The organism is Kitasatospora sp. NPDC057965, assembly GCF_042887135.1.
GTDB lineage: Bacteria > Actinomycetota > Actinomycetes > Streptomycetales > Streptomycetaceae > Kitasatospora.
The window spans coordinates 45,379-70,154 of the sequence record NZ_JBHVPZ010000018.1; the positions used below are offsets into that span (position 1 = coordinate 45,379).

Below are 24,776 nucleotides of genomic sequence, written 5' to 3' on the forward strand. Positions count from 1 at the left end.
CCTGATGGACTACGTCAGCGCGATCGTCCCGCCGCTGGTCATGGCGATCGGTTTCGGCTTCCTGGTGCGGGCCATCATCCGCAGCCAGGGCGGGGCCCAGAAGACCAAGGAGGACCTGGTCGACTGACCCCGTCGGTCGCCCGTGATCACCCCGCGCCGCCATTCCCGGATTCCGGGGGTGGCGGCGCGCCGGTTTGCGGCACTTCACAAGATTTGCCCCATTCACTCCCTATCCTGGCCGCACTATGGTCCGGCAACTCGGCGAACTTGAGAACGCCATCATGACCCGGGTGTGGCGGTGGAACCGACCGGTCACGGTTCGCGAGGTTCTCCTGGATCTGCGGGCGGAACGCGATATCGCGTACACCACGGTGATGACCGTGCTGGACAAGCTGCACAGAAAGGGCTGGCTCCGCCGGGAGCGCGCGGGCCGGGCCTATCGATATGAACCGGTCTCCTCGCGCGAGGCGTACACGGCGGCCCTGATGAACGACGCATGGGCCACGAGTGACAATCCCGCCGCGGCCCTGGTGCACTTCTTCGGCCTGATGTCGCCCGAGCAACGGGAGGCGCTGCGGGACGCCTTGCGGGTGGCCGCTCTGTCCCCGTCCGATCCGGCCGCCGCGGATTCCCCGCGGAGCGGGCCGGAGAGCGGATCCGGGAGCGGATCCGGGAGCGGACCGGATACCGCCGGGACCGGGTCGGGGCCGGCACGATAACGTCCCGCCATGGAGGTCACCATCCGCCGGGCGCGGACCACGGACGTGCGGGCCGTACGCGGGCTCATCGACGCCTACGCACGCGACGGCATTCTGCTCGACAAGCCCACCGTCACACTGTTCGAATCGGTGCAGGAGTTCTGGGTCGCGGAACGCGACGACAACGGCACCGTGGTCGCCTGCGGCGCGCTGCACGTGATGTGGGAGGACCTCGCCGAGGTCCGCACCCTCGCCGTCGACCCGTCCGCCCGCGGCCACGGGGTCGGTCACCTGCTGCTGGAGAAGCTGCTGCAGACCGCCCGCTGGCTCGGCGTCCGTCGGATTTTCTGCTTGACGTTCGAGGTCGCCTTCTTCGCGAAACACGGTTTCACCGAGATCGGGGAGCTCCAGGAAACCGATGATGGTACGACAGACCCGGCGGCGATCGCTACGGATGTCTATGAAGAACTTCTCCGCTCGTACGATGAAGGTGTCGCCGAGTTCCTCGACCTGGAGCGGGTGAAGCCCAACACACTGGGCAACTCGCGCATGCTGCTGCACCTGTGAGCCGCCCCCGGACGGCCAGGGGTTTGTGTTTTCCGGGGAAAGGCGCTTTCCTTTCCTTAGGCAATGGGTCGTTTAGCGGAAAGGGAAGCCCGTGGCACAGAGGGTGCAGGTCATTCTTGAAGACGATCTCGACGGCGGGTCGGCGGACGAAACGGTGACGTTCGCGCTCGACGGCGTTGCCTACGAGATCGACCTGAAGAGCGCCAACGCGGACAAGCTCCGCGGCCTGCTGGCGCCGTACGTGGAGAAGGGCCGCAAGCAGAGCGGCCGGCTCGCCGGCACCCGCCGCCCCGGCCGCGGCTCGGCCCCGCGTCCGTCCGGCAGCGTCCCGGACACCGCCAAGATCCGCGCGTGGGCCAAGGAGCAGGGCCTGGAGGTCAACGACCGCGGCCGCGTCCCCAGCAACGTGCGCGAGGCCTACGAGAAGGCCAACGCGTCCTGAACCGGGTGACGCCCGGCAGTCCGGACGGGTGCGGGGTTCCGGGCGCCGCGTGAGGCGTCCACGGCGGACGCGCGGGGCGCGGAGGGTTGCCTCCGCGCCCCGCGGCGCACCGCGTCACGGCCTGTGCAAGGCTGTAAGGGCGAAGCGGCGACGCGGACGCCACCGGGCGGCGCACACCGGCCGTCCCGGCCGCGGCTGATCCACCGTCAGCGGCGGCCCGACTTCTCGCCAGGCGAACACCGCCACCGCGGAAACTGCGCGAGAACCACCCCGATACCGGGTATGAATGCAGAGGGACGGGGTCCGGGACTCCGCCCGGGGCAGGACGCGTGACCGGTCGGACACCCACCGGCAGCACCACGGCGGAGGTTGTTCGCCGATGGCGTAGCGGTATCCGGTGCATCCGGCCCGCGTGCGGGAACACCGTCTCCCAGCATCGGGTTGGGATTGGTGTCGGCTGGTCGCGCAGTATGTCGCTCCCCTTCAAGGGGGCGAATCCGTGGGCCGCGCCGCTGAGCGGGACTAGCATGCGGAAGGACAGGGCGGGGACGGACCCCGAACTGCCCGACCGCTCTGAGGAGCGATAAACGATGTTCGAGAGGTTCACCGACCGCGCGCGGCGGGTTGTCGTCCTGGCTCAGGAAGAAGCCCGGATGCTCAACCACAACTACATCGGCACCGAGCACATCCTCCTGGGTCTGATCCACGAGGGTGAGGGTGTCGCCGCTAAGGCCCTGGAGAGCCTCGGGATTTCTCTTGAGGCCGTTCGCCAGCAGGTCGAGGAGATCATCGGCCAGGGCCAGCAGGCCCCGTCCGGTCACATTCCCTTCACCCCCCGGGCGAAGAAGGTCCTGGAGCTGTCGCTCCGGGAGGCCCTGCAGCTCGGCCACAACTACATCGGCACCGAGCACATCCTGCTCGGCCTGATCCGCGAGGGCGAGGGCGTCGCCGCCCAGGTCCTGGTGAAGCTGGGCGCCGACCTCAACCGGGTCCGCCAGCAGGTCATCCAGCTGCTCTCCGGCTACCAGACCCCCGGCGGCAAGGAGTCGGCCACGGCCGGCGGGCCCGCCGAGGGCACCCCGTCGACCTCGCTGGTCCTGGACCAGTTCGGCCGCAACCTCACCCAGGCCGCCCGCGAGGCCAAGCTCGACCCGGTCATCGGGCGCGAGAAGGAGATCGAGCGGGTCATGCAGGTGCTGTCCCGCCGCACCAAGAACAACCCGGTGCTGATCGGTGAGCCCGGCGTCGGCAAGACCGCCGTCGTCGAGGGCCTGGCCCAGGCGATCGTCAAGGGCGAGGTCCCGGAGACGCTCAAGGACAAGCAGCTCTACACGCTGGACCTGGGCGCCCTGGTGGCCGGCTCCCGCTACCGCGGTGACTTCGAGGAGCGCCTGAAGAAGGTCCTCAAGGAGATCCGCACCCGCGGCGACATCATCCTGTTCATCGACGAGCTGCACACCCTGGTCGGCGCGGGCGCCGCCGAGGGCGCCATCGACGCCGCCTCGATCCTCAAGCCGATGCTGGCCCGCGGCGAGCTGCAGACCATCGGTGCCACCACGCTCGACGAGTACCGCAAGCACCTGGAGAAGGACGCCGCGCTGGAGCGCCGCTTCCAGCCGATCCAGGTCGCCGAGCCGTCGCTGCCGCACACCATCGAGATCCTCAAGGGCCTGCGCGACCGCTACGAGGCCCACCACCGGGTCTCCATCACGGACGCCGCCCTGGTCGCCGCCGCCACCCTGGCCGACCGGTACATCTCGGACCGCTTCCTGCCGGACAAGGCCATCGACCTCATCGACGAGGCCGGCTCCCGGATGCGCATCCGCCGGATGACCGCGCCGCCGGACCTGCGCGAGTTCGACGAGAAGATCGCCGACGTGCGCCGCGAGAAGGAGAGCGCGATCGACGCGCAGGACTTCGAGAAGGCCGCGTCCCTGCGCGACGACGAGAAGCAGCTCCTGCAGGCCAAGGCCAAGCGCGAGAAGGAGTGGAAGGCCGGCGACATGGACGTCGTCGCGGAGGTGGACGAGGAGCTCATCGCCGAGGTCCTGGCCACCGCCACCGGCATCCCGGTCTTCAAGCTGACCGAGGAGGAGACCTCCCGGCTGCTGCGCATGGAGGACGAGCTGCACAAGCGCGTCATCGGCCAGAAGGACGCCATCAAGGCGCTCTCCCAGGCCATCCGGCGCACCCGTGCGGGCCTCAAGGACCCGAAGCGCCCCGGCGGCTCGTTCATCTTCGCCGGCCCGTCCGGTGTCGGTAAGACCGAGCTGTCCAAGACGCTCGCCGAGTTCCTCTTCGGCGACGAGGACGCGCTGATCGCCCTCGACATGTCGGAGTTCTCGGAGAAGCACACCGTCTCCCGGCTCTTCGGCTCGCCCCCCGGCTACGTCGGCTACGAGGAGGGCGGCCAGCTCACCGAGAAGGTGCGCCGCAAGCCGTTCTCCGTCGTCCTCTTCGACGAGGTGGAGAAGGCCCACCCGGACATCTTCAACTCGCTGCTGCAGATCCTGGAGGACGGTCGTCTGACCGACTCCCAGGGCCGCGTGGTCGACTTCAAGAACACCGTCATCATCATGACGACCAACCTCGGCACCCGGGACATCTCCAAGGGCTTCAACCTGGGCTTCGCGGCCCAGGGCGACAGCCAGACCGGCTACGAGCGGATGAAGGCGAAGGTCGGCGAGGAGCTCAAGCAGCACTTCCGCCCCGAGTTCCTGAACCGTGTCGACGACATCGTGGTCTTCCACCAGCTGTCCGAGGACGACATCATCCAGATCGTCGACCTCATGATCGCCAAGGTGGACGAGCGGCTCAAGGACAAGGACATGGGCCTGGAGCTCAGCGTCGAGGCCAAGAAGCTGCTGGCCAAGCGCGGCTACGACCCGATCCTGGGCGCCCGGCCGCTGCGCCGGACCATCCAGCGCGAGATCGAGGACCACCTCTCCGAGAAGATCCTCTTCGGCGAGCTGCGGGCCGGCCACATCGTGGTCGTCGGCGTCGAGGGCGAGGGCAAGGAAGCGAAGTTCACCTTCCGCGGCGAGGAGAAGACCGCGATCGCGGACACTCCGGCGGCGGTCGCCTCCTCGGGTCCCGACCTGACGAAGTAGCAACATTTAACAGATAACAGCTAACGGTTTGGGCCCCCGGCGTTCGCGCCGGGGGCCCAAACCGTTTTTCGTACCGCCGCCGAAGGCGTGACCCGGACCACGAAGGACCAGGTCGGGGGCCGGACGGAGGGCCGGTGCGGGTGCGACCGAAACTGCGACCCTCTTTAATGGCAATGCCATTGACGGACAGTCAGCTGATAGGGGGTCGCGGAGCATAGCGCTGTGGCCATGTCACGGTCAAGGTCTATCTTTTCCGTCCACGCTTGGATCAAATGACGTCCACCTGTCTTTCATTGGTTTACCGGAAGGCCAAGAGCCGGACGGTTTGGGGAGGACGTCACAACGTTGAAGATGACCAGGAAAGTCGCTGCGGTCGCCTCGTCCGCGGCGGTCATAGCCGCGCTCGGCGCGGGGCTGCTCCCGAGCACGGCCGTTGCCGCCGGCTCCGCCCCCGTTCCGCAGGACCCGGCCGATGCCGTTCAGACCAGCACCGAGCACAACCTGCCCGGCCCGCTGACCGAGAAGGTCGAGGCCGAGCAGAAGGCCGCCACGCAGCAGCTTCTCGACGGCACCGCGAAGGTCGAGCAGCACGGCGGCGGCTCCAGCATCAAGCTGGGCAAGGACAAGTACGTCGAGCTCGCCCGTGAGCGCACGGACAAGATCTTCACCATCCTGGTGGAGTTCGGTGACGAGGTCGACAACACCACCAAGACCGCGGACGGCCGGATCAAGTACGGCGGCACCCCCGGTCCGCAGCGCAACCAGATCGAGAAGCCGGACGCTGCCACCAACAACTCCACCCTCTGGCAGGCCGACTACAACCAGCAGCACTACCAGGACCTGTACTTCAACAAGTCCGGTGACTCGCTGAAGACCTACTACGAGAAGCAGTCCTCGGGCCGCTACTCGGTGGACGGGCAGGTCACCGACTGGGTGAAGGTCAAGTGGAACGAGGCCCGCTACGGCTCGGACTACTGCGGCCAGCACGTCTGCGCCAACGCGCAGGACCTGATCCGCGACGCGATCGACACCTGGGTCGCCGACCAGAAGGCCAAGGGCCAGACGGACGAGCAGATCAAGGCCACCATCGCGCAGTACGACCAGTGGGACCGGTACGACTACAACCACAACGGCAACTTCAACGAGCCGGACGGTTACATCGACCACTTCCAGATCGTGCACGCCGGTGAGGACCAGTCGGCGGGCGGCGGCAAGCAGGGTACTGACGCCCTGTGGGCCCACCGCTCGTACGTCTACGGCACCGGCGCCGGCAGCACCGGTCCGGCCAGCAACCTGCTGGGCGGCACCCCGGTCGGCAACACCGGTGTCTGGGTCGGCGACTACACCATGCAGCCCGAGAACGGCGGCCTCGGTGTCTTCGCCCACGAGTACGGCCACGACCTCGGCCTGCCGGACCTCTACGACACCTCCGGCAGCGGCATCGACAACTCGGTCGGCTTCTGGTCCCTGATGTCCTCCGGTTCCTGGCTGGGCGAGGGCAAGAACTCGATCGGCGACATGCCGAACGACCTCGACGCCTGGAGCAAGCTCAAGCTCGGCTGGCTGAAGTTCGACAAGGCCAAGGCCGGCACCGAGTCGACCCACCACATCGGCCCGGCGGAGTACAACAGCAAGCTCCCGCAGGCGCTGGTCGTCGACCTGCCGAAGAAGTCCGTCACCACCACCATCAACAAGCCCTACGCGGGCGCCAACGAGTGGTGGAGCGGCAGCGCGGACGACCTGAACGTCTCGCTGACCCGTGACGTCGACCTGACCGGCAAGACCAAGGCCAGCCTGTCGGCCAAGGCCTGGTACGACATCGAGCAGGACTTCGACTACGGCTACGCCGAGGTCTCCACCGACGGCGGCACCAGCTGGAAGGCCCTCGACGGCACCTACAACGGTGTCGCGCTGCCGAAGGACCCCTCGGGCAACGCCTCGCTGACCGGCAACTCGGGCGGCAACTGGGGCGACCTCGCCTTCCCGCTGGACGCCTACGCCGGCAAGGCCGTCAAGGTCCGCTTCCGCTACGTCACCGACGGCGGCCTGCACCTCAAGGGCCTGGCGCTGGACGAGCTCGCGGTGACCGCCGACGGCGCCACCGTCTTCACCGACGGCGCCGAGAACGGCGACAACGGCTGGACCGCCAAGGGCTTCTCCCGCACCACCGGCTCGTTCAGCAACGACTACAACCAGTACTACATCGCGGAGAACCGCCAGTACGTCTCGTACGACCGGACCCTGAAGGTCGGCCCGTACAACTTCGGCTTCGCCGACAAGCCGCTCTGGGTCGAGCACTACCCGTACCAGCCCGGTCTGCTGATCTGGTACTGGGACGAGTCGCAGACTGACAACAACGTCACCAACCACCCGGGCCAGGGCCTGATCCTGCCGGTCGACTCGCACCCGACCCCGCTGAAGTGGAAGGACGGCACGCTGATGCGCCCGCGCATCAACGGCTACGACTCGACCTTCGGCTCGCGCAAGACCGACGGCCTGACCCTGCACCGGGCCGGCGTCGAGACGGTCGTCCCGAAGGCCAAGGGCGTCGACGAGTTCTCCGACCTGAAGTCCTACTGGTCGAAGGACAACCCGTACAGCAGCGTCATCGTCCCGAAGACGGGCACCAGCATCGAGGTCGAGAACGAGTCCTCGAACTACCTGGAGACCTGGATCCGCGTCCGCCCGGTCGACAACTGATCGACCGAGCTCTGACGCCCGGTCCCTGACCAGGCACCGCTGAGCCGATCCGGCCCGCTCCCGCACCTGCGGGGGCGGGCCGGATTCTTTGCGTCCGGGCGTGTCCGGGCACTCCGCGGGCGTCTCAAACCCGGCCCGCAGGTGGTGCTGCTCACAACCCGCCGGGCCGGTACGAGCGGGGGTAGTAGTGCGGCCGAATGCCGCCCTCCGGCCGCCGACCCATGACCCGACGATCCGACCGCATGATCGTCGTTCCGACACTGCGGTTTCCGGCCGCACTGATGACTACGCGCCGTAGTACGTCACACGGTTTGGGACTCCGCTCGGTGACGGTTACACCTGAGTGGTCCCTCGCTCAGCCCACCCGAACGGGCTCGGCGTGCTGCCCCCCGTACGTTCGTGAGGTCGAGCTCCATGCCTTCCGTCCCGCCTCTGGGGCCGGCCCTGTGCCGGCTCGCCGACTCCTTCCTCCGGCAGACCGGCCGCAGCAACCACTCCACCACCGCCGCCGCGGCCGGTGCGGCCGTGCTGACCGGCGCGCTGCTGCTCGCGGCCTCGGGCAGCGCCTCGGCGCAGACGGTCGACCCGACCACCCCCGGCAGCTCGGCGTTCACCGTGCCGCAGGGGGCGACGCCCGTCTCGGCGCTGGTCCAGGTGGCGGGTCCGAGTTCGTACACGCTGCCGTCCGAGCGGGCCTCGGCCCAGCAGTACGTGGCGGTCGCGGCCAACCTGGTGCCCGAGCAGGCCGCCGCCGAGCAGGCGCCGGCCGCCGAGCCGCAGCCCGCTCCACAGGAGGCGCCCGCCGCTCCCGCGCCCGCCCCGGAACCGGCCCCCGCGCCCGCGCCCGCCCCGGCACCCGCCCCTGCCCCTGCCCCTGCCCCACAGTGGTCGGCACCGGTCCCGGGCGCGCCCACCAGCAACCCGTACGGCGTGCGCAACGTCCACTACGCGGCCGGCTACCACACCGGTGTGGACTTCGCGGTCTCCTCCGGCACCCCGCTGCTCGCGGTCGGCAACGCCACCGTGGTGTCGGCCGGCTGGGACGGCGCGTACGGCAAGGAGGTCGTGCTGCGGCTGGCGGACGGCCGGTACGCCCAGTACGCCCACATGTCCTCGATCTCGGTCTCGGCGGGCCAGCGCGTCGCCGCCGGGCAGCAGATCGGCCGCTCCGGCAGCACCGGCAACTCGACCGGGCCGCACCTGCACTTCGAGATCCGCTCGGCCAACAAGTACGGCGCGGTGATCAACCCGATCGCCTACCTGTCCGGCCACGGGGTCTCCGACTTCTGATCCCCCGCCCGGGCCGCTCGGGCCGCTCAGTCCGTCGGGGCGGGCCTGCCGATCAGTCGGCAGATCTCCAGCGCGACGTGCTGGGCGGCCACGATCGCCTCCTCGCGGGTGGCCTCCGCCACCGGCACCCCGGCGACCAGGCGCTCGGCCCCCGGCCGCTCGTCCTGCTGGAGCAGGAAGAGCGCCGAGTTGATGGTGAACAGGGACATCGCCGCCCGCAGCCGGTCCTCGAAGCTCGCCGCCGGGCCGTGCATCAGCCGGACCAGCGCGATCATGGTGTCCCGGAACTCCTGCCCGGCCGGCAGGTCGCGCAGCGCGGGCTGGTTCTCCTGGAAGAAGCGGAGCAAGGGCGCCCGCTCGGACATCCCGGCCGCGAACCGGCGGATCAGCTCGTCCCGCACTTCGGGCGTCCAGGTCTGCTCGCGCCCCCAGGCGATCAGCTCGTTGATCGGGGCGGCGGTGGCCGCCACGATGCCCTGGACGATGTCCTCCTTGGTCTTGAAGTGGTAGTAGAGCGCGGCCTTGGTGACACCGAGGCGGTCCGCGATCTCCCGCAGCGAGGTGCGCTCGTAGCCGTGCTCGGAGAAGAGCTCCAGGGCGACCGCGACGATGCGCGCCCGGGTGTCGCTACGGGGGCCGTGCGTCGTGCCCATCGCCTGCCTCTGACTGCGTCGTGATCCGGTCCCCGCGGTCGGCCGACGGCCGCCGCGGCGCAGTGGCGGACACCTCTGCGGCGACCGCTCCTGCGTTCATTCTTCCTGCCCAGGGCGCCTGTCGAAAAACTGGCTTGACGACCGGCTAGTGAACAACCTACCGTGCCGACGGTCCACAAACTAGCCGGGCGACAAGTAAGGAGGCCGTCGCAGGCCGCGCCGGTCGCCCGACATCCTGTCCGGGAGACACCCACCCATGTCACACCCCAAGGCCGACACCGGCGCCCCCGAGAAGAAACCGGCCGAGGAGGAGCAGCCCCGCTCGGCCCGCGAGATCCGCCTGGTCATGATCGGCCTGGTGATCACCATGCTGCTCGCGATGCTCGACGGCCTGATCGTCGGCACCGCGATGCCGACCATCGTCGGCGAGCTCGGCGGCGCCGAGCACCTGTCGTGGGTGGTCACCTCGTACACCCTGGCCACCGCCGCCTCCACCCCGATCTGGGGCAAGCTCGGCGACATGTACGGCCGCAAGGGCACCTTCCTCACCTCGATCGTGATCTTCCTGGTGGGTTCGGCGCTCTCCGGCCTCTCCCAGGACATGAACCAGCTCATCGGCTTCCGCGCCCTGCAGGGCCTGGGCGCCGGCGGTCTGATGGTCGGCGTCATGTCGATCATGGGCGCGCTCGTCCCGCCGCGCGACCGCGGCAAGTACCAGGGCATGTTCGCCGCGGTGATGGCCCTCGCCACCATCGGCGGTCCGCTGGTCGGCGGCTTCATCACCGACCACCTGAACTGGCGCTGGACCTTCTACATCAACCTGCCGCTCGGCGCCGTCGCGCTCGCCGTCGTGATCGTCACGCTGAAGCTCGCGAAGGTCCGCAGCAAGGCCAGGATCGACTACCTCGGCGCGGTGCTGCTCACCACCGGCATCACCTCGCTCACCCTGATCACCACCTGGGGCGGGCAGGAGTACGCCTGGGGCTCGAAGCAGATCCTGGGCCTGACCGCGCTGGCCGCGGCCACCCTGATCGGCTTCTGCTACGTCGAGCAGCGGGTCCAGGAGCCGATGCTGCCGCTGTCGCTGTTCCGGAACCTCAACTTCACCCTGGTCTCGATCATCGGCTTCGTGGTCGGCTTCGTGATGTTCGGCTCGACCGTCTTCCTGCCGCTCTACCAGCAGACCGTGCAGGGCGCCTCGGCGACCAACTCCGGCCTGCTGCTGATGCCGATGATGTTCGGCATGCTGGTGATCTCGCTGGTGGTCGGCCAGGCGGTGACCAAGACCGGCAAGTACCGGATCTACCCGATCATCGGCACCATCGTGATGACCGCCGGCATGCTGCTGCTCTCCACCCTCGGCACCGGGACCTCGGGCTTCGTCTCCGCCTGCTGGATGGTGGTGCTCGGCGCCGGCATGGGCTTCCTGATGCAGATCACCATGCTGGTCGCGCAGAACAGCGTCGAGATCAAGGACATGGGCGTGGCCAGCTCCACCGCCACCCTGTTCCGCACCATCGGCGGCTCGTTCGGCGTGGCGCTGTTCGGCGCGCTGTTCAACAACCGGGTCACCGCGACCATGAACGAGCGGCTCGGTTCGGCCGCCGGCGCGGGCGGCTCGCAGGGCGGCGACCCAGCGCAGCTGAGCCCGGCCGCGCTCAAGGCGCTGCCGGCCCCGGTCCAGGACGCCTACCACCACGCGGTGGCCAACGGCATGCACACCGTCTTCCTGTGGGGTGCCGCCGTCGCGGTGATCGCGGTCGCCGCCGCGGTCTTCATGCGCGAGGTGCCGCTGCGCGGGGCCGGCGGGCCGTCGGCGGACGCCGAGGACGGCAAGGGCAAGAAGGGCGCCGCGACCGACAACATCGAGGCCGTCGCGATCTGACGGTCACGGTCCGGCGCGGGAACGCGCCGAGGGCCCCCGTACGCCGAACCGGCGGACGGGGGCCCTCGTACGTGCGGCCACGCGTGTGGCTAGCGGGGCAGTCGGTAGACGCCCTGCTCGACCGGTTCGACCAGGCCGTCGGCGACCAGGCCGTCCAGCGCCCGGGCCCGCTGCACGGCGTCCGGCCAGACCGCGTCCAGCCGGGCCTGCGGCACCTCGCCGTGGGTCTCGCGGAGCACCGCGAGCAGCTTGCCGCGCACCTGCCGGTCGGTGCCCTCGTAGGACTGGCCGCGCCGGGCCGGGCCCTCGTACGGCGGGCGGCCTGCCCGCTGCCAGGCGCAGGCGGTGAACAGCGGGCACTCCCCGCACTCCGGGCCGCGGGCCGTGCAGACCAGGGCGCCCAGTTCCATCACGGCCACCGCCCAGGTGGCGGCCGTCCCGGCGGCCTCGGGCAGCAGGGCGGTCGCCGTCCGCCGCTCGGCCGCCGTGGTGGCCTGCGCCGGGTACTCCACGCCGGTCACCGCGCGGGCGAACACCCGGCGGACGTTGGTGTCCAGCACCACGTGCCGCCGGCGGAAGGCGAAGGAGGCCACCGCCGCCGCGGTGTACTCACCGACGCCGGGCAGCGAGAGCAGCGTCGCGTGGTCGTCCGGGACCTCGCCGTCGTGCTCCTCGGCGATCGCCACGGCGGCCGCGTGCAGGCGCAGCGCCCGGCGCGGGTAGCCGAGCCGGCCCCACATCCGGACGGCCTCGCCGGGCGCCTCGGCGGCCAGCTCGGCCGGGGTCGGCCAGCGCTCCATCCAGGCCTCCCAGGCGGGCAGGACGCGCTTGACCGGGGTCTGCTGGAGCATGAACTCGCTGACCATCACGGCCCAGGGCGAGGCGTCCGGGGTGCGCCAGGGGAGGTCGCGGGCGTTGGCCGCGTACCAGTCGAGGACGGTCTCGTGCAGGACGGGCAGCGGCAGCCCGAGCCTCGACGCCTCGGCGGGGGTCGCGGGGGCGGGGACGGCGGGGGTGACGGGGGTGACGGTGTTGGCAGCCATGGCCCTTCGATCCTCCCATGCCCGGGTCGACAGCCGAAGCGGACCACGGGATTCCTCATGTTGGCGCAAAACACCCCATTCAGCCTCCCTCGAACGGCGCAAATGGCGGATCATGTGAAGGAAGGGGTGACTGTGCGGTGTTGGTGCGTCAAGGGGCACACACTGTCTCGTAGAGTTTGGGCGTGCCCTCTCTGCGTCAACCCGTAGGACCGCTGCCGGCCTCGATCTACTGGCGTCGGCGCATCGTCGTGCTCGTCGCCGTCGTCGCGGTCGCCGCCCTCGTCATCTGGCTGATGACCGATCAGGGCGGAGGTGGCGACGGCAAGGACAAGGCCGCGCAGGCCGTACCGACCCAGTCGCAGAGCCAGTCACCCGCCCAGGCGATCACGCCGGGCGCCTCCCCGACCGGCCCGGTCAACAACTCCCGCCCCGGCAGCGGCAGCAGCGGCGGCTCCTCCGGCGGCGCGGTGGGCGGCTCCGGCGGCGGCGACGTCAGCCTGAGCACCGGCGGCACGACCGGCGGCGGCGCGGCACCCGCGACCGGCGGTGCGGCGGCGGGCGGTGCGGCGGCCGGCGGCGGCAGCGCGAGCGGAGGCACCGGTGGGGGTACCGGCGGTGGCGGCACCGGCGGCCCGCCCCCGGTGAACACCGCCGAGATCATGGCCCTGCCGGTCTGCGCCTCCTCGCAGGTGACGCTCAATCTGGCCGGCGCCCAGAACGCCTACCAGCCCAAGGACAAGCCCAAGCTGGCGCTGACCATCAACAACTCCTCCGGCACCACCTGCCGGCTGGACCTGGGCCGGGCCGCCTCGGCGATCACCGTCACCGCGAGCAACGGCGAGCGCATCTGGTCCTCCGGCGACTGCCCGGCCGACCGGAACAGCAGCTGGGTGCAGCTCCCGGCCAACGGCGGGCTGACCGAGACCTTCACCTGGGACCGCGTCCACAGCAAGCCGCAGTGCGCCACCGCCGACGCGTCGACCGCACCGGCCGGCACCTACCTGGTGGTCGCCGACCTCACCGGCCTCTCCGGCGGGCAGGCCTCGGCCCGCTCCTCGATCCGCCTGGAGAACTGACCGGCCCTCACCACCGACCCGGGGCAGGACAGCAGGAAGCCCGGACCGCTCAGGCGGTCCGGGCTTCGGTCTGTCCGGGGCGGGGCCGATCCGGATCGGGTCGGGTCGGGTCGGCCGCCGGGTCAGACGTAGCGCTCCAGGATGGACGACTCGGCGAGCCGGGACAGGCCCTCGCGGACCGAACGGGCCCGGGTCTCGCCGACGCCCTCGACCGTCTGCAGGTCGTCGATGCTCGCGGCCAGCAGCTTCTGCAGGCCGCCGAAGTGCTCCACCAGGCGCTCTATCACCGTGTTGGGCAGGCGCGGGATCTTGGCCAGCAGCCGGTAGCCGCGCGGCGAGACCGCCGAGTCCAGCGACTCCGGCGAGCCCGAGTAGCCGAGCGCCTTGGCCACCGTCTGCAGGTCGAGCAGCTCGGCGTGGGTGAGGTCCTCCAGGTCGGCCAGCACCTCGGTGACGGTCCGGCCCTTCTTGGCGGCGCGCTCCGGGAAGTAGTCCCGCGCGACCAGTTCGCGCTCCGGCTCCACGCCCGCGATCAGCTCGTCCAGCTGCAGCGAGAGCAGCCGGCCGTCGATGCCGAGCTCCAGCACGTAGCCGGCGATCTCGGTGGCGATCAGCCGGACCATCTCCAGCCGCTGCGCGACGGCGGTGACGTCCCGCACCGTCACCAGGTCCTCGATCTCCAGCGCGGAGAGCGTGCCGGCCACCTCGTCCAGGCGCAGCTTGTAGCGCTCCAGGGTGGCCAGCGCCTGGTTGGCGCGGGACAGCACGGTGGTGGAGTCCTCCAGCACCCGGCGGGTGCCGTTGACGTACATGGCGATCAGCCGCATCGAGTGCGAGACCGCGACCACCGGGAAACCGGTCTGCCGGTTGACCCGCTCGGCGGTGCGGTGCCGGGTGCCGGTCTCGTCGGTCGGGATGGTGGAGTCGGGCATCAGGTGGACGCCGGCCCGGACGATCTTGGTGATGTCCTTGTCCAGCACCACGGCGCCGTCGAGCTTGCACAGCTCGCGCAGCCGGGTCGCGGTGAACTCGACGTCGAGCACGAAGCCGCCGGTGCAGAGCGACTCGACGGTCTTGTCGAAGCCGAGCACGATCAGGCCGCCGGTGTTGGCCCGCAGCACCCGCTCCAGGCCGTCGCGCAGCGCGGTGCCGGGGGCGATGGCGGTGAGGGAGGCCCGCAGCAGGGCCTCCTCGCGGGAGGACTTGTCCGCCCGGTCGCTGGCTGCCACGTGACTCCTCCGGTCGACCCCGTACCGCGCCCCCTCGTGCGGGCGCCGGCCTAGGGTCTGTTGCTCTGTCGCTTAGTACTGCCTTATCACCAATGAGACAGGGGAAAGTCTAACTGCGTGCGGCAACGGCAGGGCTTGGGTCAGCGCAGTTCGTCGGAGTCGAGCGGCTCCCATCCGTCCATGAGCTCCTCCGGGTGGGCCGCCGGGCGGGGCGCGCGGGGTGCCGGCGGCGCCGACGGTGCCTCATTCCTCGGCTTGGCGGCGGCCCGGCGACGGCCCGGGATGGCCCGCAGCGCCTCGCCGATGTCCGCCACCTCGACCACCTTCATGCCCGGCGGGACCTTGCCCGGGTCCGGCGGGACGAGCGCGTGGGTGAAGCCCAGCCGGTGCGCCTCGGCCAGCCGCCGCTGCACGCCCGTCACCCGCCGCACCTCACCGGCCAGGCCGACCTCGCCGATCGCGACCAGGTTGCTGGGCAGCGGGGTGTCGGAGGAGGAGCTGGCCACCGCGAGCGCCACCGCGAGGTCCGCCGAGGGCTCGGAGAGCTTCACGCCGCCGACGGTGGCGGTGTAGATGTCCTGCTTGCCGAGCTTCACCCCGCCATGACGCTCGACCACGGCCAGGATCATCGCGATCCGGGGCGACTCCAGGCCCGAGGTCGTCCGGCGCGGCGAGGGGATCTGCGAATCCACCATCAGCGCCTGCACCTCGGCCACCAGCGGCCGCTTGCCCTCCAGGGTCACGGTCAGGCAGGTGCCCGGCACCGGCTTGTCACGCCTGGTCAGGAAGAGGCCGGACGGATCGGCCAGGCCCGCGATGCCCTCGTCGTGCAGCTCGAAGCAGCCGACCTCGTCGGTCGCGCCGTACCGGTTCTTGACCCCGCGGATGATCCGCAGCCGGGCGTGCCGGTCCCCCTCGAAGCTCAGCACCACGTCCACCAGGTGCTCCAGCAGGCGGGGGCCGGCGATCTGGCCGTCCTTGGTGACGTGGCCGACCAGCAGGGTGGCCATGCCGCGCTCCTTGGAGGCCCGGATCAGCGCGTTCGCCACCTCCCGGACCTGGGCCGGGCCGCCCGGCGCGCCGTCCAGCTCGGCGGAGGCGATGGTCTGCACCGAGTCCAGGATCAGCAGGCCGGGGCCGACCGCCTCGACGTGGCCGAGCACGGCGCCGAGGTCCGACTCGGCGGCCAGGTAGAGGTGCTCGGAGAGCGCGTTGATCCGGTCGGCGCGCAGCCGGACCTGGCCGGCCGACTCCTCGCCGGTGACGTAGAGGGTGCGGTGCTGCGCGGAGGCCGCCTTGGCGGCGACGTCCAGCAGCAGGGTGGACTTGCCGACGCCCGGCTCGCCCGCCAGCAGCACCACGGCGCCCGGCACCAGGCCGCCGCCGAGCACCCGGTCCAGCTCGGACACGCCGGTGGAGCGCGCCGTCGCCACCTGGCCGTCCACCTGGGCGATCGGGCGGGCGGGCGCGCTGACCGGGCCGGCGGCGGTGGTCCGGATCGGCACCGCGCCGTACTCCTCGACCGTGCCCCAGGCGTTGCACTCCGGGCACCGGCCGACCCACTTGGGCAGCTGGTTGCCGCACTCGGTGCAGCGGTAGGCCGGGCGCGGCTTGGCGGTGGTCTTGGTACGGGCAGCCATGCGGTCACCGTAGCGCCTGGGTACGACAGCGCGGGGGCGGCGGGGGTCTCCGGGGGTGGCCGGGGTGGGTCCACGAATGGGCGATGTTGTTACCCGAAAGAAGTACAACCGGGCGGAATCACTCGGACCGGGCTGGTGCGCTCTCTACCGTCGGACGGGTGACGACGAGTACGGAAGGGCCGCGCGACGCCGTCCTCGCGGCGTACGAGCGACAGGTGGACGGCCTCTTCACCTACTGCCTCTCGGTGCTGTGCGAGCACGAGGCCGCCGCGGCCGCCCTGCGGGAGGTGCGCGAGCTGGCGGTCCGGTACGGCGACCGGCTCGCCGAGCCCGGGCTGGTCCGGGCATGGCTGTACTCGCTGGCGCGGTACTGCTGCCTGCGGCGGCTGGCGGACGGGGGCGGGAGCGGGACGGGCGGGGGCCGTGGGGGCGACGGGGACGGCGGGGCCGAGGCGGTCCGACGGAGGCGTGAACTGGCTTCGCTGGCGTGGCCCGAGGCGGCCGGCACCGCCCCCGAGCAGCGCGAGGCCCTGGAGCTGTCGGTCCGGCACCGGCTCAGTCCGATCGAGGTGGCGGCCGTCCTCGGGCAGCCGTTCGAGGACGTGCGGACGCTGCTCGCCTCCGCGCTGGCCGAGGTCGGCCGGACCAGGGCCGCCCTGCTGGTGCTCGGCGTCGGCAGCTGCCCCGAGCTGGACCGGCTCGGCGGCGCGGGCGCGGAGAGCTGGCGGGACTGGGTGCTGGGCCCCGCGCTCCGCCGGGAGCTGGTGCGGCACGTGGTCGACTGCCCGACCTGCCGGGGTACGGCGGAGCGGGTGGCCGGCGAGGTGCCGGAGGACGGCACGGCCGGGCTGTCCGGGCTGCCGGTGCTCACCGCGCCGGGCAGGGGCGCCGGGGCGGCGGGGACGGTGACGGTGCGGGTGCGGGTGCCGGCGCGGGTGTCGGTGCCGACCGAGGTCGGGCTCCGCTTCGACCAGGGCGGCTTCCCCCGGCACCGCGCGCCGGACGGCGGACGGGGCCCGGCGGTGCGGCGGCGGGTGGTGACCACCGGGGTGCTGGCCGCCGTCCTGGCCGCGCCGGTCGTCGCCCTGTGGGCCGGGCACCGGGGCGGGACCGGGGCCGGGGAGGCGGCGTCGGTCTCCTCGGTCCGGGTCGAGGGGGAGCGTTCGGCGGGTGCTGCCGCGGCGAGTGGTTCGGCGGGTGGTACGGCAGAACCGGGCGGGGCTGCGGGGGCCGCCGGGGCCGCCAAGGCGGTCGGGGCGGTGATCGGGGCGGTCGGCGAGGTCTACCGCGGGTCCGGTCCGGCGGTGGCCGGGATGGAGCTGGCGGGGGCCGGACCACGCCCTGCAGAAACGTTGCTGCCTGGGGTCCAGGGGCCGCTGATTCCGGTCCCGACCCCTGCTCCCACTGCTGCTGCCCCAGCCGCTGTGCCGACCCCCGTCGACGGACCGAAGGGGGCGCCGACGGGGGCACCGGCACCAGCGCCGTCCGGCCTGCTGACCGTCGAGGCGGGCGAGTACGGCAGCCGCACGGTGCTCACCCTCACCAACTCCGGCGGCACCGAGATCCGCTGGCACGCCGTCGTGGACGCGCCCTGGCTGCGGCTCAGCCGCGACGCCGGCACGCTCGCGCCCGGGCAGCGGATCACCGTGATCGTCAGCGTCGACGAGGACCTCGCCCCCGCGACCCACTGGACCGCCCGGATCGCGCTGCCGCCGTCCCAGGCCGTGGTCACCATCGAGGGCGGCCCGCAGCACCGCGGCGGCGCCACCCCGACCCCGACCGGCGACCCGGGCCCCGCCGAACCCACCACCACCCCGAGCCCGGGCCCGACCGCCACACCCACCCCGACGCCGACACCGGCGCCGACCAGCGAACCGACGTCCGCGACATCCCCAAGTCCCTCCCCGGCCGGCACCACCACCCCGGCAAGCCCGGCACCGCACTGAGGCGGGGGCCGTACGAGGCCGGGCCGCCGGACCCGAGAGCGGAAGGATGGCCCGCTGCACCAACGGCACAACACCCCGAACCCGGCCGCCTCGGCGCTCAGCTACCGGACACCCCGCACCACGCGGGGGCAAAGGCAGCCCGGGGCCGGCCGCCAGGCCAGCGGCGCTGCGGCGACGATGCCTCACGGCGAGCGCCGCAGCGTGTGGTCAGGTGGCCAGGTCGGCGAGAACGGCGCCCACGCGGCAGGCAGCGAGGACGTCAGGCGGCCGGGCCCAAGATGACCACACCCAGCAACAGGCAGCGAGGCCGTCCGGCGGTCGGGGCAGGGATAACCGCACCCGCGCGGAAGGCGCCGAGGACATCAAGCGGTCAGGCCGGAGAGGGCGGCACCCACGTGGGAAGTGCCGAGGGCGAGGAGGAGGGTCGGCTGGACCGCCGCGTTATGGGTGGCCGCCCAGGCTCGCCACTCGTCGAGGCGGCGGGCGGCGTGGTCGCCGCCGTGGAGGTGGACGGCGAGGGGCAGCAGGGTGCCGAGGGAGCCGATCAGCACCAGCAGCGCGGCGGCGCCCGCCTTGCCGGAGGCCGGGGCGCCGCCGGTGCCGATCGCGACCGCGGCGGCGAGGGCGAGCAGTGGGTTCTTCGGATCGGTCGCCAGCAGGGTCGCCCCCAGTGCGGCGGACCGGGCGGGGGTGGAGCGGTCGACCGTCCGCATCCACTCCGGCGGGCCGTGCACCCGGCCCTCGCGCGGGCGGTCCCACCACCGGCGCACGCCGAGCAGCAGGAGCAGCCCGCCCACCGCCAGCTCGAACCACCACGACCAGTCCGGGGCCACCGTGCCCGCGGCGAGCCGTGATCCGAGCGGCACCACGACGGCCGGCACCGCCGCCAGCGCGGCCGTCCAGCCGACGGCGAACGCCGTCCCGTCGGCCCGGCCCCGGGGCGTCGCGAGCAGCAGGACGGTCGCGACCAGCGCCATCGGGCTGATCGCGATGCCCACGGCCGGGGCCAGCATCCGGCCGACGGCGTCGCCCATCGCGCTTCCTTCCTGCTCGGGCGGACCCGCCCGGGAAGGCCGGCCCGCCGGACGCCTGGACCCTCTCCCTCGGATCACACCGGGCGGAGGCCGGGGGCGAGGCTGGGGACGTGTCCGCTCCGGCGGCGACGGCCCGGCGTGCTCCGAAGAAGAGGGCCCCGGGGCGCGTCTTGTGGATCAGCCCGGACGAGGCCGCGACTCCCCCGGCCCGGCGGCCGGGGGCGTGCGTGCCCTGGCGTCGCGGACCCGGGCCGGTCCACAGGGCACGCCCTACACCCGGCGCAGGGGCGGGAGCCGGTAGGTGCCGTCCAGGGCGGCGGGGCCCGGGCGGTAGAGGCGCATCACCGGGCGGAACGGCCCGGCGGGGGTGGGGAGCCAGTTCGCCGCCTCCGACGGGTCGGCGGGGGGTTCGTGGCTCAGGTGGAGGGTGAGGCCGCCGTCCGGGTCGGGCCGCAGGCCGGGGGTGCGGCTGCCGATCGAGTAGCGGTCGGCCGGGTTGGCGACCAGGTGCTGGTCCGGGAGGCCGTACACGGTGAGGGACCAGAACTCCTCGGCGGGCGGCAGCCCGTCCGGCGGGAAGCGGAGGGTGTGCGGATGGGTGCCGTCGAGCGGGCGGCCGTCCGCGTCGTCACCGGTGGTGGCGTGCAGGGCCTCGTAGGCGTGGCAGCCCCAGAGCCCGGCCCGGGCCGCGGCGGCGCGGCTGAGGTAGGCGGCGCGGCGGTCGGGGATCCGCCACTCGGGGTCGTCGACGGTGCCCGGGCCGAGGAAGGCCGTGTTGTGGTCGAACAGGTGGAGGGCGGCGCGCCACTCGCCGGGCGGGTGCTCCTCGGGCGGCCGGGTGGCGTCCTCGACGCGTTCGCGCCCGGCGGCGAGGCCGGTCGCCAGGGCGAGCGTCCAGTCGGGGGCGGCCGCCCGGTACGGCGAGGGGCCGGGGTCGAGGAGGCCGAGCGGGGCGAACCGCTGCTGGTAGGCCCGGTCGGCCTCGGTGGGCGGGTAGGCGGCCATCCAGACCCGGAGCCGCTCGAAGAAGGCGAGCCGCTCGGGCACGTCCGGGTCCGGCTCGGGGAGTCCGGCGGCGACCCCGCCCGGCTCCAGCGGTTCGAGGACGAGCCCGTCCTGGAGGGCGCGGACCCGCGGGAGGTCGTCCGGCCCGGCGCAGGCGAAGCGGCCGACGACGGTGGCGACGGCGGTCGGTGCGGTGATCACCCGGTCGGGGTCGGCCGGGGTGCCGTGCCAGCCGGGCGGGACGACCAGCCAGGTCCGGGCCGCGCTGCCGGTGGCGCGGCTGCCGAGGTAGGCGAAGTTGTCGGTCCACGCGTCGACGAACTGCAGCACGTGGTAGCCGCCGGCGGTGTCGGGCACGTGCAGGCGCTGCGGGCCCTCGGAGAGGTCGAGCTGGGCCACCGAGTAGAGGACGTCGTTGTTGACTGCGACGAAGTCGTCGTCCGGGCCGGCCAGCCGCGGGGCGTGGGCGAAGCGGTTGAACGGAGTGGGCGGCAGGACGCCCAGGCCGCCGTGCACGAAGCGGTCGACCGTGGTGAGGCCGGCGACGAGCGGATAGCCGTAGACGTAGGCGTCGGCGGCGAGGGCCTCCAGCTCGGGTTGGTTCATGGGGCGTCCTTCCCGGGTGCCGGGGGGTCGAAGGGGGGAGCGGACAGGGGCGCGGGGGTCAGCGCGGGGTGAGCGGCGGCGGTGTCCAGCGGCCGTCGAGCACCGAGAGGTCCGGCCCGTACAGGCGGATGACGACGGTGAACGGGCCGTCCGGGGCGGGCAGCCAGTTGGCGGAGTGGTCGGCGTCGGCGGGCCGCTTGTGCTGGACGTAGACGCTGAGTCCGCCGTCCGGGTCGCGGACCAGGCCGGGGGTGCGGTCGCCGACGGAGTAGCGGTCCAGGGTGTTGTCGACCAGGTGGAGCCCGGGCAGCGCGTACAGGGTCACCGACCAGAAGTGGCGGGCGGGTGGCAGCGCGTCCGGCGGGAACCGCAGCAGATAGTCGCGTCTGCTGGCGTCGGGCGGGCGGTTGCCGGCGCTGTCGGCCTGCCAGCCGCCGTACCAGGCCTCCTCGACGGGCAGCCCGTACAGGCCGGTGAGCGCCCCGACCGCGCGGTCGAGGTACCGGGTGCCGAGCTGTGCCCGGGTGCCGAAGAGCCCGACGGACGATTCGGTGCGGGCGGCGGCGCGGGCCAGTTCGGCCTTGCCGTCGGCGATGCCGCGCTCGATCTCGGTGCGGATGGCGAGCGGCAGCGCGGCCGGTTCGAACTCGCCGCGGCCGTCGATGCCGAGGTCGGCCAGCCGGCCGCGCAGCTCGGCCTCGGCGGGCGGGGCGGCCTCGGCGGGCAGGAAGCCGAGCAGGAAGTCGAGGAAGACGAAGAACTCGACGGTGTCGAGCACCTCGTCGCGCCAGACCGGCCAGACGGGCTGCGGGGCGGGCTCAGGCTCCGGTGTGCCGGCGTAGGCGTGCAGCGGGCGCAGGCGGTACTGCCGCTGGAGCGCGGCGAGTTCCGCGACCGCCTCCGGGGACGTGCCGACGAGGTGGGTGCGGCCGAGGATGCCGGCCAGCCGGGTCGTGGTGCGGATGACGCCGCGGATGCCGGGCGGCGGTTCGCCGTGCCAGTCGGGGCCGGCCACCAGGTGGTCGCCGGCCTCCTGGCCGGTGGTCCGGGAGCCGACGAACCCGGCGTACGCGGTGTCGAGTTCGTGCACCGGCAGCACGTAGTAGCGGTCGGTGGCGGGCACGGAGAGCACCCAGGGTTCGGTCCGCAGGTCGAGCCAGGCCCAGGAGTACGGGGTGTCGTTGTTGGGCGTGATGACGTCGGTGTCGGCCGGGGTTGCGGGGCGCGGGTAGTGCCGGAAGACGCCGAAGCCGCCGACGTGGCGCGGGTCCGCGTCGTCCAGTGCCTGGGTGTAGAGGGTGCGGTAGTTCTGCAGGATCGGGTAACCGCGGACCCACGCCTCGGCGGCGGTCGCACGGATGGTGTCCGGGTCCACGAGTGCCGGGTTGACCATGGTGCCGCTCTTCCCTGCGCCGGTCCCCGGTACCGGGGCGCGACGGCTGCATGACGGACGTATCGGATGGACATATCGGTACGAATCGGATGCTATGCGGGCCCCCGGGGGTCGGCATCTCGGCCACCGCGGGCAGCTCGGACGGGCCGGTAGGGCGCCGGTCTGCGCCCACGGCGAACGGCGGTATGCGGGGCAAGGGGCCGGGACAGCCTTGCCGGTATGAAGATCCTTCTGCTCGGCGGCTCGTCCTTCCTGGGACGGGCGTTCGCCTCCGAGGCCCTCGCCCGCGGCCACGAGGTCACCACCTTCAACCGCGGCCGCACGGCCGCCGACCTGCCCGGTGTGGAGGCGGTGCGCGGCGACCGCGACTCGGCCGACGACCTGGCGCGGACGACCGAGGGACGGCACTGGGACGCCGTGGTCGACACCTCGGCCCAGCAGCCCGCCCAGGCCGCGCACTCCGCCCGGCTGCTGCGCGACCGCGCCGGCCACTACACGCTGATCTCCTCCGTGCACGCCTTCGCCGACTGGCCGGCCCGGGTGGTCGACGAGGCCTCCCCGCTGCACGAGTGTCCGGCCGACACCCCGCCCGGGCAGGAGTTCAGCCCCGCGCTCAAGGCCGGCTGCGAGCGCGCCGTCCTGGAGCACTTCGGCGCCGGGCGCACGCTGGTCCTCAACAGCGGGCTGCTGATCGGCCCCCACGAGCAGGGCGGCCGGCTGCCGTGGTGGCTGGAGCGGATGGCCCGCGGCGGGCGGGTGCTGGCGCCCGGGGAGCCGGGGCGGCCGATGCAGCTGATCGACGTCCGGGACTTCGCGGTGTTCGGGCTGGATCTGCTGACGGCGGGCACGGCCGGCCGGTTCATCACCACGGCGCCGCCCGGCCGGCTCACCTACGGGGAGTTCCTCGCGGGCTGTGCCGAGGCGGCCGGCGGCGGGGGCGCCGAGCTGGTCTGGGCCCCGGACAGCCGGCTGACGGCCGAGGGGCCGGACCGCGTCCAGCCGTGGAGCGAGCTGCCGCTCTGGATACCCGACGGACCGGAGACCGCGGGCATCTGGCGGGCCGGCACCGGACGGGCCGAGGCGGCCGGGCTGCGCTGCCGGCCCTTCGCCGAGACCGCCCGGGACACCTGGGAGTGGCTGCGGCAGCGCGGGCCGGCGAACGACACGGAGGCCGACGGACGCAAACGCGGCCGGGTGCTGCACGGCATCGAACCGGCGAAGGAGCAGCGGCTGCTCGACACCCCGGCCCCGCTCGGCTGACGCGTTCGGGAGCCCTCCGTTCGGGAGCAGTCTGTACGGGAGCAGTCTGTACGGGAGCCGCCCACGCGGGTCCAGTCGCGGCGGCGGGGAGGGCAACGGGGAGAGCGGGGCGTCCGCTCCCCCGCTGGAGGCCGGATCAGTGGGTGCGGCGGGTGACCAGCTCGGCGAGCGCCAGCAGTTCGTCGGCGGCCGACGGCTCGGGCACCGCGAGGGCCAGCTGGGTCATCGCCGCCGCCATCCGGTCACAGGACTCGCCCTGCGCCCAGGCCCGCCCGCCGGCGCCCTCGACCGCGGCCGCGCAGCTCGCCAGCTCCTCGCCGGTGAGCGGCCGGTCCAGCGCGTACAGCTCCGCCAGCCGGGCCCCGTCGGGCGTCCCCGAGCCCAGCGCCGCGACCACCGGCAGCGACTTCTTGCGGACCAGGAGGTCAGCGCCGACCGGCTTGCCGGTGACGGTCGGGTCGCCCCAGATGCCGATCAGGTCGTCGATCAGCTGGAAGGCCAGGCCGATCTCCCGGCCGAAGCCGTCCATCGCCTGGGCGGCCGTCTCCGAGCCGCCCGCGTACTGGGCGCCCATCGCGCAGGCGGCGCCGAGCAGTGCGCCGGTCTTGGCCTCGGCCATCGCCAGGCACTCGGTCAGCGAGACGTCGCTGCGCTGCTCGAAGGCGCAGTCGATCTGCTGGCCCTCGCAGAGTTCCACCACGCAGTCGGCCAGTCGGCGCACCGCGGCGCCCGCGGCCGGGTGGCCGTCCTCGGCGAGCAGGCGCAGCGCCAGCGAGTGCACGGCGTCCCCGGCCAGGATGGCCTCGGTGGTGCCGAACACCAGCCAGGCGGTGGGGCGGTGCCGGCGGGTCTCGTCCCGGTCGATGATGTCGTCGTGCAGCAGCGTGAAGTTGTGCACCAGCTCGACGGCGGCCGCGGCGGCGGTGGCCTCGGCGGGGTCGCCGCCCAGTGCCTGGGTGGCGGCGAGCACCAGGGCGGGCCGGATGGCCTTCCCGGAGGACGCGGTCGACGGCGAGCCGTCCGCCTCCCACCAGCCGAAGTGGTAGCCGGCGACCCGGCGCATGGTGCCGGGCAGCGAGTCCACGGCGGCCCGGAGCACCGGGTCGACGAGGGCGCGGGCGCGCGCGAGGACGTCCTGCGCCTCGTGTCCCTCGCGATGGTCGCGCTCCAGCGTGAACATTCCCATGGGTCCTCCCCCT

Annotated in this window: 19 protein-coding genes; 11 read left to right on the plus strand and 8 right to left on the minus strand. The window is 72.7% G+C overall.

Annotated features, from left to right (window positions below; all coding sequences use genetic code 11):
• Nucleotides 1-4 precede the first annotated feature (4 nt).
• The 7 genes from ACFVVU_RS23350 (at nt 5) to ACFVVU_RS23380 (ending at nt 8,807) form a co-directional block, all read left to right on the plus strand.
• Nucleotides 5-127: a hypothetical protein gene (locus ACFVVU_RS23350; RefSeq protein ID WP_355357848.1), complete on the plus strand. Its 123-nt coding sequence runs from the start codon at nt 5-7 to the stop codon at nt 125-127.
• 118 nt (nt 128-245) lie between these two features.
• The gene (locus tag ACFVVU_RS23355; RefSeq protein WP_387791967.1) at nt 246-719 is read left to right on the plus strand and encodes a BlaI/MecI/CopY family transcriptional regulator; all 474 of its coding nucleotides are present in this window, start codon (nt 246-248) and stop codon (nt 717-719) included.
• Between the two features lie 9 nt (nt 720-728).
• Nucleotides 729-1,265 carry an amino-acid N-acetyltransferase gene (locus ACFVVU_RS23360; protein ID WP_380684347.1) on the plus strand — a complete coding sequence of 179 codons (537 nt, stop codon included), beginning with the start codon at nt 729-731 and terminating at the stop codon, nt 1,263-1,265.
• A 91-nt stretch (nt 1,266-1,356) separates the two neighbouring features.
• On the plus strand, nt 1,357-1,707 hold the full coding sequence (locus ACFVVU_RS23365) for an Lsr2 family protein (protein ID WP_380684348.1): 351 nt from the start codon (nt 1,357-1,359) through the stop codon (nt 1,705-1,707).
• A 590-nt stretch (nt 1,708-2,297) separates the two neighbouring features.
• On the plus strand, nt 2,298-4,817 hold the full coding sequence (locus tag ACFVVU_RS23370) for an ATP-dependent Clp protease ATP-binding subunit (RefSeq protein WP_380684349.1): 2,520 nt from the start codon (nt 2,298-2,300) through the stop codon (nt 4,815-4,817).
• A gap of 351 nt (nt 4,818-5,168) precedes the next feature.
• On the plus strand, nt 5,169-7,517 hold the full coding sequence (locus ACFVVU_RS23375) for an immune inhibitor A domain-containing protein (protein ID WP_387791968.1): 2,349 nt from the start codon (nt 5,169-5,171) through the stop codon (nt 7,515-7,517).
• 414 nt (nt 7,518-7,931) lie between these two features.
• Nucleotides 7,932-8,807, plus strand: coding sequence for a M23 family metallopeptidase (locus ACFVVU_RS23380; RefSeq protein WP_380689336.1), 876 nt, complete (start codon nt 7,932-7,934; stop codon nt 8,805-8,807).
• Between the two features lie 26 nt (nt 8,808-8,833).
• Here the strand turns inward: ACFVVU_RS23380 and ACFVVU_RS23385 are convergent, their stop codons facing one another.
• Nucleotides 8,834-9,460, minus strand: coding sequence for a TetR/AcrR family transcriptional regulator (locus ACFVVU_RS23385; RefSeq protein ID WP_380689334.1), 627 nt, complete (start codon nt 9,458-9,460; stop codon nt 8,834-8,836).
• A 256-nt stretch (nt 9,461-9,716) separates the two neighbouring features.
• Here ACFVVU_RS23385 and ACFVVU_RS23390 point away from each other — a divergent pair, with 256 nt between their 5' ends.
• The gene (locus ACFVVU_RS23390; protein ID WP_380689332.1) at nt 9,717-11,345 is read left to right on the plus strand and encodes an MDR family MFS transporter; all 1,629 of its coding nucleotides are present in this window, start codon (nt 9,717-9,719) and stop codon (nt 11,343-11,345) included.
• A gap of 89 nt (nt 11,346-11,434) precedes the next feature.
• Here the strand turns inward: ACFVVU_RS23390 and ACFVVU_RS23395 are convergent, their stop codons facing one another.
• Complete coding sequence (locus ACFVVU_RS23395; protein ID WP_387791970.1) at nt 11,435-12,388, minus strand: A/G-specific adenine glycosylase; 954 nt, start codon at nt 12,386-12,388, stop codon at nt 11,435-11,437.
• 182 nt (nt 12,389-12,570) lie between these two features.
• Between ACFVVU_RS23395 and ACFVVU_RS23400 the strand changes: the two genes are divergently transcribed.
• Nucleotides 12,571-13,464, plus strand: coding sequence for a hypothetical protein (locus ACFVVU_RS23400; RefSeq protein WP_380690092.1), 894 nt, complete (start codon nt 12,571-12,573; stop codon nt 13,462-13,464).
• Between the two features lie 122 nt (nt 13,465-13,586).
• Here ACFVVU_RS23400 and disA read toward each other — a convergent pair whose 3' ends face one another.
• On the minus strand, nt 13,587-14,645 hold the full coding sequence (disA, locus tag ACFVVU_RS23405) for a DNA integrity scanning diadenylate cyclase DisA (RefSeq protein WP_380682789.1): 1,059 nt from the start codon (nt 14,643-14,645) through the stop codon (nt 13,587-13,589).
• A gap of 188 nt (nt 14,646-14,833) precedes the next feature.
• Entirely contained in the window at nt 14,834-16,333 is a 1,500-nt protein-coding gene (radA, locus tag ACFVVU_RS23410; RefSeq protein WP_380682773.1) for a DNA repair protein RadA, read from the minus strand.
• A gap of 158 nt (nt 16,334-16,491) precedes the next feature.
• On the opposite strand from radA, the gene ACFVVU_RS23415 reads away from it, so the two are divergent.
• Nucleotides 16,492-18,279 (plus strand): sigma-70 family RNA polymerase sigma factor, encoded by a 1,788-nt coding sequence (locus tag ACFVVU_RS23415; protein ID WP_387791971.1) that lies wholly within the window; start codon nt 16,492-16,494, stop codon nt 18,277-18,279.
• Between the two features lie 362 nt (nt 18,280-18,641).
• On the opposite strand, the gene ACFVVU_RS23420 is transcribed toward ACFVVU_RS23415, so the two are convergent.
• The 3 genes from ACFVVU_RS23420 to ACFVVU_RS23430 all read right to left on the minus strand — a co-directional run bounded on the left by ACFVVU_RS23420 (nt 18,642) and on the right by ACFVVU_RS23430 (nt 22,317).
• Entirely contained in the window at nt 18,642-19,313 is a 672-nt protein-coding gene (locus ACFVVU_RS23420; RefSeq protein WP_387791973.1) for a GAP family protein, read from the minus strand.
• 270 nt (nt 19,314-19,583) lie between these two features.
• A complete protein-coding gene (locus ACFVVU_RS23425) occupies nt 19,584-20,924 on the minus strand; it encodes a DUF1254 domain-containing protein (protein ID WP_387791975.1) in 1,341 nt (446 codons plus the stop codon).
• Between the two features lie 58 nt (nt 20,925-20,982).
• The gene (locus tag ACFVVU_RS23430) at nt 20,983-22,317 is read right to left on the minus strand and encodes a DUF1254 domain-containing protein (RefSeq protein ID WP_387791977.1); all 1,335 of its coding nucleotides are present in this window, start codon (nt 22,315-22,317) and stop codon (nt 20,983-20,985) included.
• Between the two features lie 219 nt (nt 22,318-22,536).
• Here ACFVVU_RS23430 and ACFVVU_RS23435 point away from each other — a divergent pair, with 219 nt between their 5' ends.
• Nucleotides 22,537-23,577, plus strand: coding sequence for an NAD-dependent epimerase/dehydratase family protein (locus ACFVVU_RS23435; protein ID WP_387791979.1), 1,041 nt, complete (start codon nt 22,537-22,539; stop codon nt 23,575-23,577).
• A 136-nt stretch (nt 23,578-23,713) separates the two neighbouring features.
• On the opposite strand, the gene ACFVVU_RS23440 is transcribed toward ACFVVU_RS23435, so the two are convergent.
• A complete protein-coding gene (locus tag ACFVVU_RS23440) occupies nt 23,714-24,763 on the minus strand; it encodes a family 2 encapsulin nanocompartment cargo protein polyprenyl transferase (RefSeq protein WP_380682780.1) in 1,050 nt (349 codons plus the stop codon).
• Nucleotides 24,764-24,776 lie beyond the last annotated feature (13 nt).

Coding starts and splice junctions, on each gene's coding strand:
- ACFVVU_RS23350 (WP_355357848.1), top strand. CDS start 5: ATGGACTACGTCAGCGCGATCGTCCCGCCGCTGGTCATGGCGATCGGT.
- ACFVVU_RS23385 (WP_380689334.1), bottom strand. CDS start 9,460: ATGGGCACGACGCACGGCCCCCGTAGCGACACCCGGGCGCGCATCGTC.
- ACFVVU_RS23355 (WP_387791967.1), top strand. CDS start 246: ATGGTCCGGCAACTCGGCGAACTTGAGAACGCCATCATGACCCGGGTG.
- ACFVVU_RS23390 (WP_380689332.1), top strand. CDS start 9,717: ATGTCACACCCCAAGGCCGACACCGGCGCCCCCGAGAAGAAACCGGCC.
- ACFVVU_RS23395 (WP_387791970.1), bottom strand. CDS start 12,388: ATGGCTGCCAACACCGTCACCCCCGTCACCCCCGCCGTCCCCGCCCCC.
- ACFVVU_RS23420 (WP_387791973.1), bottom strand. CDS start 19,313: ATGGGCGACGCCGTCGGCCGGATGCTGGCCCCGGCCGTGGGCATCGCG.
- ACFVVU_RS23430 (WP_387791977.1), bottom strand. CDS start 22,317: ATGGTCAACCCGGCACTCGTGGACCCGGACACCATCCGTGCGACCGCC.
- ACFVVU_RS23435 (WP_387791979.1), top strand. CDS start 22,537: ATGAAGATCCTTCTGCTCGGCGGCTCGTCCTTCCTGGGACGGGCGTTC.
- ACFVVU_RS23425 (WP_387791975.1), bottom strand. CDS start 20,924: ATGAACCAACCCGAGCTGGAGGCCCTCGCCGCCGACGCCTACGTCTAC.
- ACFVVU_RS23370 (WP_380684349.1), top strand. CDS start 2,298: ATGTTCGAGAGGTTCACCGACCGCGCGCGGCGGGTTGTCGTCCTGGCT.
- radA (WP_380682773.1), bottom strand. CDS start 16,333: ATGGCTGCCCGTACCAAGACCACCGCCAAGCCGCGCCCGGCCTACCGC.
- ACFVVU_RS23375 (WP_387791968.1), top strand. CDS start 5,169: ATGACCAGGAAAGTCGCTGCGGTCGCCTCGTCCGCGGCGGTCATAGCC.
- ACFVVU_RS23440 (WP_380682780.1), bottom strand. CDS start 24,763: ATGGGAATGTTCACGCTGGAGCGCGACCATCGCGAGGGACACGAGGCG.
- ACFVVU_RS23360 (WP_380684347.1), top strand. CDS start 729: ATGGAGGTCACCATCCGCCGGGCGCGGACCACGGACGTGCGGGCCGTA.
- ACFVVU_RS23380 (WP_380689336.1), top strand. CDS start 7,932: ATGCCTTCCGTCCCGCCTCTGGGGCCGGCCCTGTGCCGGCTCGCCGAC.